The sequence below is a fragment of the Spiribacter vilamensis genome (assembly GCF_004217415.1).
Lineage (GTDB): Bacteria > Pseudomonadota > Gammaproteobacteria > Nitrococcales > Nitrococcaceae > Spiribacter > Spiribacter vilamensis.
Genome location: NZ_SHLI01000001.1, coordinates 851616 through 868342, shown reverse-complemented (window position 1 = coordinate 868342; position 16727 = coordinate 851616). Strand labels below are relative to the sequence as shown.

15 protein-coding genes are annotated in these 16727 nt (G+C 60.3%); 3 read left to right on the top strand and 12 right to left on the bottom strand.

Features of this window, described 5'->3' with window-relative positions:
• Positions 1-16 precede the first annotated feature (16 nt).
• From EV698_RS04320 to EV698_RS04280, 9 genes are read right to left on the bottom strand one after another with little or no spacing between them, the layout of a single operon-like run.
• Positions 17-631, bottom strand: coding sequence for a type II secretion system protein (locus EV698_RS04320; protein WP_130502903.1), 615 nt, complete (start codon positions 629-631; stop codon positions 17-19).
• Positions 622-1098, bottom strand: a complete 477-nt coding sequence (locus tag EV698_RS04315) for a pilus assembly FimT family protein (RefSeq protein ID WP_130502902.1) — start codon at positions 1096-1098, stop codon at positions 622-624. Before EV698_RS04315 ends, EV698_RS04320 begins: the two co-directional genes overlap by 10 nt.
• Positions 1095-2324 (bottom strand): type II secretion system F family protein, encoded by a 1230-nt coding sequence (locus EV698_RS04310; protein WP_130502901.1) that lies wholly within the window; start codon positions 2322-2324, stop codon positions 1095-1097. The genes EV698_RS04315 and EV698_RS04310 overlap by 4 nt, the downstream gene beginning before the upstream one ends.
• 2 nt (positions 2325-2326) lie before the next feature.
• Positions 2327-4078 (bottom strand): GspE/PulE family protein, encoded by a 1752-nt coding sequence (locus EV698_RS04305; RefSeq protein ID WP_207220497.1) that lies wholly within the window; start codon positions 4076-4078, stop codon positions 2327-2329.
• Positions 4079-4083: 5 nt separating this feature from the next.
• Positions 4084-4791: a tetratricopeptide repeat protein gene (locus tag EV698_RS04300; protein WP_130502900.1), complete on the bottom strand. Its 708-nt coding sequence runs from the start codon at positions 4789-4791 to the stop codon at positions 4084-4086.
• Positions 4788-6386 (bottom strand): pilus (MSHA type) biogenesis protein MshL, encoded by a 1599-nt coding sequence (mshL, locus tag EV698_RS04295; protein ID WP_130502899.1) that lies wholly within the window; start codon positions 6384-6386, stop codon positions 4788-4790. The genes EV698_RS04300 and mshL overlap by 4 nt, the downstream gene beginning before the upstream one ends.
• A 4-nt stretch (positions 6387-6390) precedes the next feature.
• Entirely contained in the window at positions 6391-6855 is a 465-nt protein-coding gene (locus EV698_RS04290) for a hypothetical protein (RefSeq protein ID WP_130502898.1), read from the bottom strand.
• Positions 6836-7528: a type II secretion system protein M gene (locus tag EV698_RS04285; RefSeq protein ID WP_130502897.1), complete on the bottom strand. Its 693-nt coding sequence runs from the start codon at positions 7526-7528 to the stop codon at positions 6836-6838. Before EV698_RS04285 ends, EV698_RS04290 begins: the two co-directional genes overlap by 20 nt.
• Entirely contained in the window at positions 7515-9191 is a 1677-nt protein-coding gene (locus EV698_RS04280) for a hypothetical protein (RefSeq protein WP_130502896.1), read from the bottom strand. Before EV698_RS04280 ends, EV698_RS04285 begins: the two co-directional genes overlap by 14 nt.
• Positions 9192-9388: 197 nt before the next feature.
• Between EV698_RS04280 and EV698_RS04275 the strand changes: the two genes are divergently transcribed.
• Together EV698_RS04275 and EV698_RS04270 are read left to right on the top strand one after the other, a co-directional pair.
• Complete coding sequence (locus EV698_RS04275) at positions 9389-11341, top strand: O-antigen ligase family protein (RefSeq protein ID WP_165385716.1); 1953 nt, start codon at positions 9389-9391, stop codon at positions 11339-11341.
• Between the two features lie 148 nt (positions 11342-11489).
• Positions 11490-11714, top strand: coding sequence for a transposase (locus tag EV698_RS04270; protein WP_165385715.1), 225 nt, complete (start codon positions 11490-11492; stop codon positions 11712-11714).
• Between the two features lie 263 nt (positions 11715-11977).
• Here EV698_RS04270 and EV698_RS10435 read toward each other — a convergent pair whose 3' ends face one another.
• Both EV698_RS10435 and EV698_RS10430 read right to left on the bottom strand, forming a co-directional pair.
• A complete protein-coding gene (locus EV698_RS10435) occupies positions 11978-12394 on the bottom strand; it encodes a type II secretion system protein (RefSeq protein WP_130502893.1) in 417 nt (138 codons plus the stop codon).
• Between the two features lie 901 nt (positions 12395-13295).
• Positions 13296-13790, bottom strand: coding sequence for a type II secretion system protein (locus EV698_RS10430; protein WP_207220496.1), 495 nt, complete (start codon positions 13788-13790; stop codon positions 13296-13298).
• A gap of 165 nt (positions 13791-13955) precedes the next feature.
• Between EV698_RS10430 and EV698_RS04255 the strand changes: the two genes are divergently transcribed.
• Positions 13956-14981 (top strand): type IV pilus twitching motility protein PilT, encoded by a 1026-nt coding sequence (locus tag EV698_RS04255; RefSeq protein ID WP_130502891.1) that lies wholly within the window; start codon positions 13956-13958, stop codon positions 14979-14981.
• A gap of 12 nt (positions 14982-14993) precedes the next feature.
• On the opposite strand, the gene aceK is transcribed toward EV698_RS04255, so the two are convergent.
• The gene (gene aceK / locus EV698_RS04250) at positions 14994-16727 is read right to left on the bottom strand and encodes a bifunctional isocitrate dehydrogenase kinase/phosphatase (protein ID WP_130502890.1); all 1734 of its coding nucleotides are present in this window, start codon (positions 16725-16727) and stop codon (positions 14994-14996) included.

The window sequence follows — 16727 nt, the reverse complement described above, 5'->3', positions numbered from 1 at the left end:
ATCGACAAACGAAATTCTAGCATCCTTTCTTATTCCCAGTCGTCCCGCTTTCACCTGGGCAATTATTGTTGTTCCCGTTCCCATTCCCATTCCCGTTCCCATTCCCGTTCCCATTCCCGTTCCCGTTCCCGTTCCCGTTCCCGTTCCCATTGCCATTGCCATTGCCATTTTGATTCGTATCTTCATTAACTGGCACGATCAGTTCGAGCTTTTGGTTAGATCGAATTGGAACAGTAAATTTTGTCGCGAATTCGTTATCAATCTGTTCCGCTGTTTCTCCGCATGAAGACGTGTCTATGCAGATTTTGTTATCGTTCTTATCAAAGAACAGGTCGCCAGGCGCCCAGTTATTTAATGCGGTATTGTCGAAAGTCCCCTTAAAGCACTCACCTGGAACGTTTCCTTGTTCTTCGTAGACCGCAAGGATGGTCTCATAACAGGTTTCCGCAGCTCGTAGATCTTCCGCATAACTCTGGTTATTTTCGGAAGCATCCAGGCTTATAACCATTAGCCTTACGATGGTTGCGCTGCTGATGCCGATGATGACAAGAGCAATGACAAGCTCGATGAGTGTCAGCCCAGACTCTCTATTGGACGCTCTGTGGCGGTGCGATGCGTTACTCAGTTGCATGGTGCTCGGTCCACTCGGCCCGTTTGACCGTTGAGGCAAATTATCCGGGGATCTCCCTCGGTCGGCGTCAACGATACTCTGTACTCAGACTTTCCTTCGTCGCACGGCTCGCAAATTTCGTCACAAGAGATCTCTTTTACGCTTCTAGTGCTGGCGTCTCCGACAGTAAAACGCACTTTTACGGGACAAACCTCCATAGAGGTGCCTAATCGGTCGTTCAGGGCACCGATCTCCCCCTCGAGATCCGCGACTTGAGCGGCGTCGGGGTCATTGCTTGGTGGTAATCGGTGGACTGCCCGTGAGCGCGCTTTGCGCAGCTCGGCGATAACTATGTCTTCGGCCTGAGCCAGATCGGTAGCGCTTCCACCGCCGCTGAACGATCGGAATCCAAGCGCCGCAAATACCCCGAGGATCACCAGCACGATGACGATCTCGAGTAGTGTGAAGCCTTTGTTATTCCCGATCATATGTTGGAACTCATCTGCCAGATCGGCATGAAGATGCCGACGGCGAGGACGGCGACGAGCAGTCCTATGAATCCGATCATGATCGGTTCGATGTAGGAGGGCAAGCGCTTTAGATCGGACTCGACCTCGCTCTCGTAGAAGTCGGCGACCTGGTCCATCAGATCCGCGAGCTGACCGGTCTCTTCGCCGACGGCGAGCATCTGCAGGATCATGGGCGTGAAAAGCCCGCTTTTCTGACACACGCTGTGCAGGCTCTCGCCGCGCTCGATGCCGGTTCGCAGGCTACGGATGCCGCCGCTGACATAATCGTTGTCCGTGGCGTCGGCGACCGAATCGATGGCGGTGAGCAATGGCACACCGGCACGCAGGGCCATGGCGAACGTCCGCGCGAAGCGCGCCAGCAGGGCGCGGTTGAGTACCTGGCCGACGATGGGCAGCTTCAGCTTCGCGGCATCCCACTGGAATTTACCCGCCGGGGTGCGCAGATAGGTGCGTATCCCGAAAACGACGGCGATCGTGCCGCCAAGCAGTATCGTCCCGTTGTTCCGGGTGAAGTTCGATAGCCCGAGCAACAGCTGGGTCGTGACCGGCAGCTCGGCATCCATGCTCTCGAATAGCTGTGCGAACGTCGGGATTACAAATATGTTGACCACGACGAACGCCGCGGCGATTGCGATCAGCACGAATGTCGGATAGCGCAGGGCGGACTTGACCCGATCGCGGGTGACGCGCTCCTGTTCGAGGTTCTCCGCCATTCTGGCGAGCGCGGTCTCGAGCTGGCCGGATTCCTCGCCCACTCGAATCATGTGGATGAAAAGCGGCGGGAAGACGTCGCGGTGCTGATCCATGCTGTTTGCAAGCGCCGAACCGCCCTCCAGGCTATTGGCGATCTCGTAGAGCGCACTGCCGAGCTTTTGATGGTTGGCATTCTCGCCGAGCCCGCGCAGGGCACGCGTGACGGGAACGCCCGCGTGCAACAGCGAGCGGAAGTGGCGCGAAAAGATGATGAGCTCGTTCAGCGGGACTGGGCGGCCGAAGTACTTCGCGAAGAGCTTGCCGACATCCATATCGGCGCCGAACGACTCCTCGGCCTCCTCTTCGAGCGCCAGGGGCGTCGCGCCGAGGTTGAAGACATACTCGGCGGCGGTACGCTGATTGTCGGCGTCGACCTCGCCGCGGATCAGCTGTCCATTGGTGGTGCGGGCGCGATAGCTAAAGCGTGGCACGATCAGCGCTCCGCGCCGATGATCTCGCCGAGTACGCGAACGACCTCGGCGACGTTCGTCTTCCCCTGCTCGACGAAGGAGACGGCGGTATCGGCCATCGGTGTATAGGTCGGCGACTCGTGCGCCAGCTTGGAGAACTCGGCGATATCGCCGTGCCGCAGCGCCTCGCGCATCCCTGAATCCAGTTCCACCAGCTCGAACAGCCCCACACGACCGCTGTAGCCGCTGTTTTCACAGGTCCGGCAACCCTCACCCTCGTAGATGAGCATGTTGCGGGGATTGGCATGTCCCGCGCGCTCGAGCCACGCGACCTCATCATCGGTGGCGGCCCGGGGTTTCGCGCACTGCGAGCACACCCGCCGCAGCAGGCGCTGGGCGATGATGCCTCGCAGCGCCGCGGCGAGCATGAATGGCTGGATGCCCATGTCCAGCAGGCGGTTGGCCGTGGAGACCGCGTCGTTGGTATGCAGCGTGGAGAGCACCCGGTGACCGGTGATGGCCGCGCGCATGGCGATCTCGGCGGTCTCGGCATCGCGGATCTCACCCACCATGACGATGTCCGGGTCCTGGCGCAGCGAGGTGCGCAGGACGCGGGCGAAATCGAGGCCGATACTCTCGCGCACCTGTACCTGGGTGACGCGGGGCAGGGCGTACTCCACCGGATCTTCCACCGTGATGATCTTGACCTCGGAGCTGTTCATCTCGCTCAGCGCGCCGTAGAGCGTCGTCGACTTGCCCGATCCCGTGGGACCGGTGACGAGGATCAGCCCGTTGGGGATGCTCATCAGCTGCCGGAAGCGTTGGAGGAGCTCGGGCTCCATCCCCGTCTGATCCAGCGAGGACACCCCCGATGACTGATCGAGCAATCGCATGACGACGCTCTCGCCATGCTGCTGGGGCAGGGTAGACAGACGCACGTCGATGCTGCGGTCCTGGATGCGCGCGTTAAACCGGCCGTCCTGGGGCAGGCGCCGTTCGGTGATGTTGAGCCCGGACATCAGCTTGAGCAGCGAGATCAGCGCGTCCTGGATATTGCCCTGACGCACCAGGCGCTCGTGGAGGATGCCGTCCTTGCGCGAGCGGATCCGCAGCAGGTTGTCCTCGGGCTCGATATGGATGTCCGAGGCCCCGCGCTGGATGGCGTCCTCCATCAGGGTCCGCAACAGGCGAACCGCCGGTGAGCTGGCGCGGCCCGCCCCCACGGTCAGGCTGGAGAGATCGATCTCCTGCTTATCCGCGAGCTCTTCGCCGATCTCGTCGGCGATGCTCTGCAGCTCATCGGTCCGGGCATAGACCGCGTTGATGTAGTTGATGACCTGCTGGCGGCTGGCGATCCGGAATTCCACGGGCTTCGGCAGAATCCGCTCGATCTCGTCCATGGCCATGACATCGCCGGGGTCGTCGGTGGCCACCACGAACTTCTCCGAGGATTCCTCGATGATGGCCGCCCCGAACCGGCGCGCGGAATCCTCCGGCAACTGGCTGGCGGTCTCCTTGTCGACCCAGTACTCGTTCGGGTCCACCGGCTCGATCGCGTAGTGTTCGGCGAGCACCTCGTTGAGTGCCCGTTCGGAGATGCGGCCGGTCTGGACGAGTGCCTCGCCGAGGGCCTGGCCCGAGCGTTTCTGCTCTTCCAGCGCGATCTTGAGATCGTTGGCCGTGATCATCCCCTGTTCGATGAGCTGATCGCCCAGGCGCTGAGGGCGCTCGGGACGATCGGGGCGGTTCGAACGGTCTGAGTTTTCGGCAGCCACGATGGTCAGCCTCCGTAGGGTATCTGCGTATCGCGGAGTGCGGTGACGCGGTCTTCCCCGTAGTTACGGATTTGGGGATCGATGTCGTCCCGTTCCAGCAGACTGGACCAGAGCTCACGAGCCTCCTGTCGGCTCCCATGATGATCCAGACTGGTGGCCCTGCCTAGCACCCAGGCGGGATCCGATGGGTCGGCCTTGTGCAGTTCCGCGTAGATCTCGGCGGCCTTCGCGTGCTGCCCCGTGCGTCGGTAGAGATCGGCGAGGTGCGAGCGCAGGTAGGTGTCCTTGGAATCAACCGGCGGCCGGATGGATTCCAGCGCCCTGATCGCCACGGCGGCGTCGTTATTATCCCGCGCGATTCGGGCGAGCATCCGGGCAGTGACGAAGTCCCCCGGCTTTACTTCAAGCCCCCTGGTGAGGACACCCTGCGCCCGGTCGGGCCGTCCGGCACTCATCAGGATCCGCGCATAGGCCCGGCGGGCCACCATCAGCCCCGGGTCCAGCGACAGGGCCTCGCGGAACTGGCGCGAGGCGCTGGCCAGTTCGCCCGCCTCGATATTCCGCCTGCCCTGGTGATAGAGGCTGAGTGCGCGCTCGCCGTCGGCAACACTCGATGGCGCGCGCTGCATCCCCTCGCTCTGCGCCAGCGCGGTGGGTGCCATGATGGCCAAGGTTATTGTCAGAAGGGGCAACAGCAGTAGTTGTCGATTCATAGCATCTGCTCCAGCTGACGATCGATCTCGCGCCGCCAGGTATCATCACCAACGATCGTCGGGCGCAACAGGATAACTAGCTCGACCTTGCGGGAGACATTTCGCTCACGCCCGAAAAGCAAGTCGAATGGCGGGATCCGCCCAATCCCGGGCACGGCGGAATCTACGGACTGTTCGCGCCGCTCCATGAGACCGCCGATCACGATCAGATCGCCATTACGGGCCCGGACGATGGAATCCGACTGCCGAACGTCGCTGCTCGCGAGTTCGAATACTGCCGGTGGTCCAATCCCCCTGTCGACGCTCCGGGTCGTCTCGGTGACATCCGTGACAGACGGCTGCACGTGTAGTGTCACGAACCCATTGCCATCGATACTCGGCGTCACGTCCAGCGAGATACCCGAGAAGAATGACCTGAACTCGGGGTCCACTTCGGTTGAAGTTTCACCATCTTCAGTTTCTGTAGTCAGCTCAACATCGGTCTGGAAGAAACTGTCTGTCCCCACCTTAATCAGCGCCTTCTGATTGTTGAGCGTTGAGACTCGCGGCGAGGAGAGCACCATGACGTCGCCCTGCTCGTCGAGAGCCTTGATCGTCGCTTCGAATGGCCCGTCGGGTGTGACGTCCAGAGTGAAAATCCCGGGCAAATTATCCTGCTCGGTCTGCTCGACCTCGAATTCCCCCGAACTGCTATTCATGTAGTTCCAGTCGATGCCCGCCTCGAACTCGTCGCTCAGGGTAACTTCGAGGATGCGGGCCTCGAGAACGACCTGACGGTTGATGGTCCGCTGCAGGTTAGTCACGAACGCCTCCACCTGGTCGAGTACTTCGGGCCTGGCTCGCACAACTACCGAGCCCGCCTCGGGACTGGTCACGACGCGGGCGGCGTCGCCGGTATCCGGGGCATCGACGTCGTTGGTCTCGCCAGCCTGTCCGTTAACGATTTCCTGGATCGCGTTCTCGACGTCTGTCCAGAGATTGGAATTCGCCCGGGTTGTCAGACTGCTCCCGTTGATCTCACCCGGCAGGCTCGCGGACTCGTCCTCCTCGGAAGAGCTGACCTCGCCGCCTGCTACCCGCGTCCCGGAGATCCCTTCGCGGCTGACATTGATGTAGTTGAGCTGGAAGACGCGCGTTTCCAGCGAGGAGGGGAGGACCAGGTACGAACCGTCAGTGCGCCGATAGTGGTAGCCATACCCCTCGCGAAGGATGTCCATAACCTCCGGGACGGAGACATCGCTTAGTTTGAGCGAGACAGAACCAGTGATGTCCGGGTGGACAATCACGTTGTAGGGCGTGTCCTCGACCAGGCCGTGGTAGAAGTCGGCGACGGCGACATCGCTCGCGGTGATGTCGAAGCGCGGCGGCTCGAGCGTCGGGCCCTGTGATGCGTTGAGCGGCTCCGGTGTGAGCATCGCATCGGCGGCCGCAGGCAGGGGCGGGATGCCTCCGGTGGCGGTCTCCTCCGGCGCCTCGGCGCTCATGGCATCGGTAATAACCGCGTCGCGCTCGGCCTGCGACAGCCCCCCGGTCGCCGTGCAGCCAGTAAGCACCGCTAGCATGCCGACTGTCAGCAGCAGTCTTGTGGGTCTCATCGTTTTATTTTCCCCCTCCACGGATTCCCCCTGATCCCGGCCTGTCTTTCACGACCCCATGTTCCACGACAGGCCGATCCTCCGTGCCATTGTCCGAAGCGGCCAACAGTCCGTACTGATAGATCGCCTCGACGGTCCCGCGGTCGATGGTGTCGCCCTCGACCGTGATCTTCTTTTCAACCAGTGCGTGGCTTGCCCAGTCACCGCCGCGAGCGCTCTGTACCACGATGGTAGGACGCGCGGGCGGTGGCAATGGCTCACCTTCCGCAGCGCCGGCTTCTCCCCCTTCGGTGCCGCCGGCCGGTTGCCTCGCCGCGACCACGCTCTCCGGTGGCGCCGTGGGGTCGCCCAGTTCGGCATCGGAGGCCAGCGAGGCCGACTCCTGGGCAATGCCTGGCGCACTCAGTCCCAGCAGGAAAATGGCGAGTAACGCGCCCGTTAGACGGCGATCAGAGTGATGTGGGTGCATAGATATCGAACCTTACCGTGACACGAGCCAGCGGATGCTCGGTCACCTCGTAGTCTAGAGATCGCCAGACGACCTGAACCTCGTTGCGCTCGAGTGAGCGGAGAAGCGCCAGCGTCTTTTTGAAACCGGCCTCGAATACCATCGTAATCTGGCGATGCTCGATGTTCATTCCACTGGCGGCCGAGCTGTCCCCGTCGGAGACACCCTCACCGGGCTTACGCTCGAACCGGATGAACCGTGGCAAGTCCGATGCCCGAACCTGCGACTGCAAACGATCCATTGCCTCCTGCATGGGGACAGCCGCGATAAAGTCGAGGCCGCCATCCACCAGGGACTCGGTCAGATTATCGACCTCAGTCTCCAGTTCCGCGATCGCCTGGCGGGCGAATTCATTCGGATCCCGCGCTTTCTCCCGCTCATCCCGGAGCGCCTCCAGCGTCGCCTGGAACTGCTGCTGCTGGGTCTCGAGGCTTTCCGCCTCGTTGTCGAGGCCTTTCAGCTGCTCGGTGGCCGGTGCAAAGAAAAAGCTATGCCAGGCGAGGGCGAGGGCACCGAAGACACCACCCACGACGAGGACGCGCTCACGCGGTGTGCGCCCCGATAACCAGTCGGTCGAGCGCTTGATCAGCTGCCGGATCGAATCCGTGAGCCCGCTTCGCTTAGTTATCGCCATTATTCAGCCGTCGTAGCAAACGCTGCAGATCGGCGCCTCCCGTCTCATTCGCGGAGTTGCCATCCTGAACCGGTGTTGCTGCCGCGAACAATCCCGGCCCCTGCATGGTGAACTCGAGGAAGGTAATGCCGTTGCCGGCGTTGCTGAAATTGTCAACACCGATGCGCCGGGGTGACCAGTCACGAAACGCCGATGTATCTCTCAGGCGGCCGGCCAGGGTCTCGGCCTGCAGCGCGCTGAGTGACTTGCCCCTGATCGTGACGTTTCCGGGTTCGATGTTGATGCTCTGCAGCCAGAGCCCATCGACGCGGTTCTCCGCCAGTGCCCGTAGGGGCGAGGCAAAGCCGTCGATCAGCGAGGTATCGACACCCTCGAACTCGTTGAGGATGCGGGTGTAGAGATCCCGCCGCCGCTCGAGTCGCTCCTGTTCAGCCACGTATCGCGCGTCCGGTTCGGCCTGCTCGACCGCCTCGATCTCCTCGCGGAGCGTGCTGACCTGTGCCTGCAGGGCGTCACGTTCTGTCGTCATGCGCTCGACGTCGTCCCTGGCACCGGAAACCAACCAGGCCTGCACGCCGCTGATCACCGCCAGAACGGCAATGCCGGCCACAAGGCCCATGGCCAGGAGCTCCGGCGATGTTACCGATCGGGTTCTGGACGGGCGCTCGTAGATCGAGGCGTTTTCGGGTAGTTCCACATTGAGGGTGCCGGCCACCGCCAGCATGCCCTCGGGTGTGGCCGCGGTGGAGGCAGTGGCATCGTCGGCCGGCTCGATATGGGGCGGTATCCGCAGGATCTCGCAGTCGATGCCGAGGGCATCGGCGAGGCGTTCACGGACGGTTGCCATACCCGCGAAATCGGGGCCGATGTAGGCTCGGGCGAGGGGCGTCGAGGAGAGGCGCTTGTTGAAATTCTCCGCCGTCCGGACGCACTCCGTGGTCAGCCGCTGGATCTGGTTTTCACTAAAGCCCGCCTCGCGATCGACGGTCAGGGTGACGGTTCGCGACAGGAACAGGTTGTCCCGGCGTGCGACCGCGAGTCCGGTACTGAGCTCGGCGACGAACACGGAGAGCGTGGGCGGGTAGGTGGTCTCTTCCACCGAATGCTCACCCGCCTCGGCCGCCTGCCGGGCAAGGGTGATCAGCGTTGTCTCGCGGGGGAAAACCGCCTGCAGATCCAGCTTCGCCTCGTCGACGGCGTCAACGATCCAGTCGAGGAGATTGCGGGAGATCACGGTGGCGCGGACAAGGGTCTGCTCTTCGGCGTTGGTCTCGCGCTCATTGCTGAGTCGAACGCCGGTGGTGACGACCTCCTCGCTGCCAAGGACGCCGGGGGGTGTGACCCGGTAGCGCAGCGCGTCGCGGAGCTCGTCATCGCCAACGCCGGGCAGATCGACGAACTGCGTGTCGTAGTCCTTGCGACTGAGCGTGACGTAGGCGGCCTTGCCCTTGACGTCGTATTCGTCGACAAGCTGTCCGAGGACACGGCCGACCTGATCCCGCGAGCAGGGTCGCGTGACACAGGCGAGAAGATGCGTGTGATCCGCCGAGAGCACCGACATCGTCACCGACGTCTGTGCGAAGTGGATACCGACACGGATTGCCGCTTTCGCCTCGCGGCGTTTTCCACCCCGTCGGAATTTACTCGATAGCCACTGTTTCATCATCGGATCCGTGATAATTCATATTATCCATTCGTCTGCATTCTACCGGAAAATCATGCCCATGCGACGCTTCCCGTCCCCGAGCGACCGCGGCCAACGCTTTGATTCCTTGTTGATGTATCGTGTTGTGCCGTGAACAACGATGGAATGGATAGCACCTAATGGCAGGGAATGCGGCGAATACAATGACCCCATCAATGACGGCACCCAACAAATGGCTACCGGCGGCCGTTGTCCTGATCGCCCTGACCGCGGCGGGTATCGGTCAGGCCAACCCGACATCGCATTTCATCGGACTCGGGATCATGGGTTCGGTTTCATTACTGGGGCTGATCGTCGCCGTGGTGCACGCGCGCTCACAACCTTCGATCCCCCTCGGTCCCGTCGGGATGCTGCTGTTGCTCTTCTGGGGATGGGGGGCGCTGGCGGTTCTGTGGAGCCAGGTGCCCGATCAAACCGTGCTCCAGATGATCAAGTTCGGCGCGATTGTTGCCGCGTATCTCTCCTGGCGGATCGTGATGGCGCCGCAGGGCCGGCATATCGCGCCGATGCTCTACGGACTGTTGATTGTTGCGGGCCTGATCATGGCGGTCGGCATGATCGGCCAGGCATTCACGGGTCACCGGGCGCAGGCGCTTTTCCTCAATCCCAACTCCGCCGCCGCGCTGCTTAACGTCATCTGGCCTGCGGCGGCCGTGGCATGGCTTGTCGGCACCGACCGAATGCTGGACCTATCAAGACTCCAGCGGTTCATGCCCGGCGTTCTGTTCCTGCTGGTCTTTGCGGCGGGGCTGGATGGGGGGCGTGCGAGCTTCCTGGCCCTGTTCACGGCGCTGATTGTTGTCGTGGGTGGCGCTGCCTACGCGTTGCAGACGCGGTGGCGACGGCTCGCGGGGGTTGCCGGTCTGGTGATCGGCGCGCTGGTGCTTGCCTACCTCGCGAACCTGTTTGGACTCACCGAGGGGCGGCCGCTCGCCGACCGTGTCGCCTCGCTCGCCGATCCGAGCGAGGCCGGCCAGGTGCGCTTTCTGATGTGGTCGGCGACCTGGGACATGATCCAGGAGAACCCGTGGCTTGGGATCGGCCCCGGGGTGTTCTGGCTGGCGTATGCGGCGGTGCGCCCCGCGGGAGACGGCAGTGCAGGGCAGTACGCCCATAACGACTATCTGCAGTTCTGGGTAGAGCGCGGTTTGCCCGGGCTTTTGATTGTGATCGCATTGATCGCGGTTTGCACTTGGCTGTTTTTCCGTAGCGTGCGTGCAGGTCGAGCTCGCCAGAGGACACCGGCAGAGCGGGGCGCGGTGATCGCGGCTTTTGCGGCGATTGGCGGGATCGGTTTCCACGGGTTGTTCAGTTACCAACTACAGTTGCCGGCGGTGATGATTCCAGTAGCGTTGCTGTTGGCGGAACTGGAGCGGATGAATGGGGATACACTCGCTGTGAATGTCCCGATGCCTGCGTGGCGTCGTCCGCTAATTTTTGCTTCCGCTTCGGGACTGGTCGCCTCGGTGTTGCTGGGGTTGTTTTTGATTGCGTCATCGCAGTACTACGTCGAGCGTGGGCAGGAGCAGTTGCGGGATGGTGAGATCTTTGCAGCGGAGCAATCGTTTTCGAAAGCCATGACTCGGTGGTCAATGACGGATGTGCCTTGGCTTGTCAAGGCATTGCTCTACGTGCGTGTGTCGGAGAATCTTTCCGAAGATCGAATCTGGGGTGGCGAGACCGTTTTTAGCGAAGCCCAGCGATTCTTGGATGAGGCAGAAAGAAGGAATTCGTTGCGCTCGACGCCAGCAAGACTGCGTGCCAAACTCTTTTTGACAGAGAATTCTTCTTCCGGTACCGAAATTGCACAAGCATTCGATGCAGCCCTGTCCAGAAACCCTCGTGATGTTGGGGCAAGGTTGAGTTACATTGGGTTCTTGGAGAACAAAGGAGAAGATGCGAAAGCACAGGGTATCCTTGAGAAAGGGATCGATTTAGAATACAGCCGCTTCAGTTCTGGAATGCGGTTCTATCAAGCCGTTTCCACTGATTTTTCGGATTATCTAACTCCGTATTCTAAGATAAATGCAGAGTCAAAATTAGAGAAAATCAAACGAGAGATCGGAGGAGAGATAAGTTTCGAAGCCAGCAGACTAGAAATTAATTGATGGGGCATTTATAAAACAGTTGTCAAAAAAACCCAAATTTTCCAGTATTTGTTTAACTGTCGAGTATTGATAATTCTTTAATATTCAGGCGTTATCTTTGTAGGTGTCACATGAGATGTTGACCACATTGGCGCAGGGGGCGAAAGTAGTGAGCCGGCAACTACGCTGGTCGGAGATTATTCCGCTCTTCGCCTTCTGGCCGGGAGTTCGCAAGATTATCTATACCGCCAACGCCATCGAATCGCTGAACAGCCAAGTGCGTGAGGCGGTGCTGAATAAACGACACTTCTGGAGCGATGAGGCGGCGATCAAACTGATCTATCTGGCACTGCGGACTGTTCAGACGAGGTGGAATCGATCGCCGGTCCAGTAGCGTGCTGCAAGACACAGTTCGCTTTCCAATCTGACGAACGATTTGTCGTCGAAGCCTTAAACCAAGAAAAAAGCCCATAAGCAGAAACTTTCACAGACCTGCCAGATTTTCACCGTTTTCTTCACTTGCCAATGTGCGTCGCACCTTTCATGCCAGGCACAGAGGACGGCTCCTTGAGGCTATAGAATTATCCGGTACTCAACGATCAGTCGGAGGAACCGGTGAGCCGGCTCCTCCTGTAGAGCGATTGAGACTCAACACGGTTATTCAGTAAATGTCACACATACATCTTCAGAAACAATTGCACCATCAGTTCCACTTGTAGCCGCGGCAGTAAACGATACACCGCTGCATGTATCATTGTCTGGGTCAAATGAATCTACTGAAAAATTATCACCATCATAATCAGCTACAGATCCGTTGGATAAGTCCGTAGGTGAAAAAGTCTCCCCGCTAATGGCCGCCCTACTGGCTTGGACAGTCGCTTCACCGGACAGCGTTGTTGCTAAACCACTGAGCCTCGCATCATCTTGTAGACCCGTAAACTGCGGGACAGCAATCGACGCCAGAATGCCGAGCACCACGAGCACGATGACCAACTCGATGAGCGTGAAGCCCCTCTGGCGACGTGCGATGGCGGCGCTGTACCTCGACCTGTCGGCAGTTATATCTTTTTCCATTTGATTCTCCTGATAATAAAATAGGTTTTCGCGGACACGGCATCTTAACCGGAGACTGGACTGTACCATCGGCGCGTTTCGCATTCCAGCGACGGCCTTACTCTATGGCGACTTTGGCCGGTTCAGTGTATCGCCGAAAGGGCTATGGTGAGTCGAATCCGGCCGCATGCAGCGGATATGGCTTACCGCCACACCGGCTTCCAACCCGGGCGTCCACTAACAACCACACGGTCGGCGGTATAGTGACGAGCACTGTTCACCTGCGAACATGTCCCCTACGCACGCGGTGTTGGTCAACATGACCGTAGTCGATTTGTGACGGTCAGCGGCAATGAGCACAGAGATCGCTACAGTACCCTTGATTACTTCATTCGACGGAACAACTCCTCACGTCCGAATGTTTTCAATTCCACAGCTCCAGATTTGGTTTTGAACTGATGGAGTGCATTGGAAATTTAGTGTTCGGCACCTTTTAACCAAAGGTTAGGTTATCCGCCGCCGTCGCATACTTATTTAGCAGACTAATCACGGATCGCGCTCGATATTTTTGCGCTAGAGAGCACTCGAGCTCATCTGCATTCTCAGCGGTTGGAACAGCAATATCGTGATCCTCACGAGTACCCTTGGGGTAATAACCGGCTCAATAAGCATGGACTGACCATTTTTTCATTTATCCTAATACCTTTCAGGACGCCTCTTCCACGCTTTTGCGCGGCGCTGGCATGCAGGGCAAGTTTGCTTTTGATCAGACGCAAGCCCGCGTAGCTCTCGGTGCAGCGCTTTGAAAAGGACATTGTTTGGTTTTACATTAGCAAAGCTTTGGTTGCCTATGTATATGTTTTAGGTGCTTCGCTGGGTTTCGCATGTCAGATTGTGCAATTCGGGGAAATAGTGCACCAGATCATTTTCTTTTGTAGATAGCGCAGGGTAGTTCTCGAGGAAATTCGTTCGGATTCTCTCTGTCTGCATACCGAGTAAGCGTAAACAGTGCCGCCTCGCTAGTGACGTTTTTGTTATCATTATTTATTAATTCCTCCATCCTTTTCCTCCGTTCTTCCTCAGTTTTGTTTGTACTTTCTATTGTTTCAATCCCGTACTTCTCTTCCCATCCACTAAGGTCTTCGCTCAGGAAAAAATCATCGGCATTACGCTTGCATGCGCCGCCATTATCAGTACCAGTCTCCGTCAGGTTAGTACATCTCAACCCGTTACTTTGGCATTTGAGTACGTTAATCCTATTGTACGTCTGGATAGCTCGCGCCTGCGTCTGAACCTCAGCTAACCCAACGCGATCCGTCAAGTCACTAAACCGCGGCACGGCAACGCCCGCGAGAACACCGAGGATGATCAGGACGACCACGAGCTCGATGAGTGTGAAACCTGAATGTCCAGTCATTGTGGCTGTTCTCATTCCCAGGAGCCTCTACGCGCTTTTTTGATCTGTCTAATGATGCCCGAGCTTTTTTCGCATCGATACGCGATCAACTCTGCCTGCCCAAGCTTACACTCCGCCACCACACTTGCTAACGTCTCATTGTATTTCCCTATCGGAGCCGTTTCCATGGACCTGAATGCCCTTATCGTCGATGCCGTCCGCCAGGGCGCCTCGGACCTGCACGTCGCAGCCGGCGGCCCGCCGACCATCCGCGTCGACGGCGATCTGCGCGCGCTTACTGACGAGGCCATAACCCACAAGGCCCTTGAGAAGGCTCTCTTCGGGATCATGGACGAGGCGCAGCAGAATCAGTACCTGCAGCATCAGGAGGTGGACTTCGCGTTGCAGGTCGAGGGAGCAGGGCGTTTCCGTGTCAACGTCTACGAGCAGTTGAACGGCCCCGGCGTAGTGATGCGCGCCATCCCGCAGGAAATCCCCTCGCTCGAAGAGCTGAACGCACCGGAGATCATCCGCAAGATCTCCGATCGCAGCCGCGGGCTGGTCCTGGTGACCGGGCCGACGGGATCCGGCAAATCGACGACGCTCGCCGCGATGGTCGACCACCGCAACCGCCAGTACCCCGAGCACATCCTCACCATCGAGGATCCGGTGGAGTTCGTGCATCAGTCCAACCAGTCGCTGATCACCCAGCGCGAGGTGGGCCACCACACGGTCGATGTACGGCACGCGCTGCGGGCGGCCCTGCGCGAGGATCCCGACGTCATCCTCGTCGGCGAGCTGCGCGATCCGGATACCATCCGCCTGGCACTGACCGCAGCGGAGACGGGCCATCTGGTGTTCGGCACGCTGCACACCCGCACGGCGGCGAGCAGCATCGATCGGATCATCAATACCTTCCCCGGCGATGAGCAGGCCCAGGTCCGCGCGATGCTCGCCGAGTCTCTCCTCGCGGTCATCTCGCAGACGCTGCTAAAGCGCGAGGGCGGCGGGCGCGTGGCCGGATTCGAGATCATGATGGCCATCCCCGCCATCCGTAACCTCATCCGCGACAGCAACCTGGCGCAGATCCCCAACGCGTTGCAGACCGGGCAGGCGAGCGGAATGCAGACCATGAGTCAGTCGGTCAATCAGCTCTTGCGCCAGGGAGAGATCTCGCCCGAGGCGGCGGAGGCGGCCACCGGCGAGACCTGATCGAGACGGGGGTTACATCGCGATCTGTTGCGGCGCGATGCTCTGGCGGGCGTAGGGCACGATCTCCGCCACCTCGCCAGCGAGCCGCCGGCGCTTGATATCACGCCAGTACTCGGCGGTCAGCAGGTCACCGTGTTCCGCCAGGAACGTCTGGCGCAGGAACGCGGGCATGGCGAGAAACCGGATGAACTCCTCGGGAAAGATGTCGTGCGCGCCCACGAACCGGGTGGTGCCGTAGTCCATGAGCGGGAAGTCATCATCCGGTTCGGGCAGCTCGTAGAAGCTGCAGTCGCTGACTAGCATCACTTCATCGTAGTCATAGAAGACCACTCGCCCCGAACTGGTGACCCCGAAGTTCTTCAGCAACAGGTCCCCGGCGAAGATGTTGGTCTCGGCCAGGTCCTTGAGGCAGCGCCCGTAGTCGAGGATGACGCGCTTCGCCTCGGTCTCGTCCACCTCGCGGATGTAGAGGTTGAGCGGTCGCACCCGGCGCTCGACATAGGCATGCGCGAACACCAGCTGCTCGCCGTTGATTGCCACCGTCCGTGGTGCCTCGCGCTGCAGCTCCTCGACCAGGGCCTCGGAAAACCGCGAGCGGGGCAGCTCGAGGTTGCGGAAGAACTGCGTGTCGATCAGCCGCCCGGCGTGGTCATGCCGTGACACCAGCCGATAGCTCTGGTGCACATCCTCCTGGGTGGTGGTCTTCGGCGGCCGGAAGATATCGCGCATGATCTTGAAGACCAGATTGAACGAGGGAAGGGTAAACACGATCATCACCAGCCCGGCATCGCCGGCGGCATGCACGAAGGCGTCATCGGTGTCGTTGAGATGATGCATGAGCTGGCGGTAGCGCTCGGTCTTGCCCTGCCGCAGTCGCCCGAGCACGGTGTAGAGCTCGTCGATGGGCTTGTCCGGCAGCAGTCCGTGGAGGAACTGCACCGCAGCCACCACCGAGGTGGGATCGGCGAAGTAGTATGAGCGGGTGTAGGAGAACACCACCCCCACCTGGTCGGCGGTCAGCAGCACCGCATCGACGGCGATGCCCTCATCGTCATTGCGCAGGGCGACCACGATGGGCCGGACGCCATCGATCAGGCGCATGCGCCCGACGAGATAGGCCCGTGTGCCCTGGAAAAAGTGCGAGTCGATGAACTCGAAGCGCAGGCAGTCGGCATCGCTGTGATCCGTGCCCAACTGCTCGCGGATGGTGGCCGCCATGCCCCGGGCATCGGCCTCCATCGAGATGTAGGGGCGCTGGAAGCGGAAGTCCTCTAGGACCCGGCTGCAGGCCTGATCGAGGTCGTTCCAGCACGGGTAGCGCCGCATGGTCAGCGACTCGATGCCCTCCTCGGGCGGTGGCTGCACGAACTCCACGGCGGCGTTAACGCCACGGGTGCCGAATACGCGCCGAGTGATGGAGTTATAAAAGGTCTTCATGAACCCGGCGTCGGGGACGGCCTCAACGCGAAGGCCGAAGCACTCCCGCACCTCGGCCCAGTAGTCGGCGTTGGCGAGGTCATCGCCGAGCGCCGTGCGCAGCGACTCGACCGTCCATCCCGCCCAGAGCTCGTAGAGCTCGACGCGGGCGGCGATGTCGGCCATCTGGCCCTTCCAGTCACGCTCCTCGAAGCGCCGACCGGCGCGGGCGGTGATCTCGCGAAACGCCCGGTTGTATTCCAGAAACCCGTCGTGAATGCAGCGGGCCGCAGTGGCGACCTGCTGATAGCGGGGGTGGCTATCGATCAT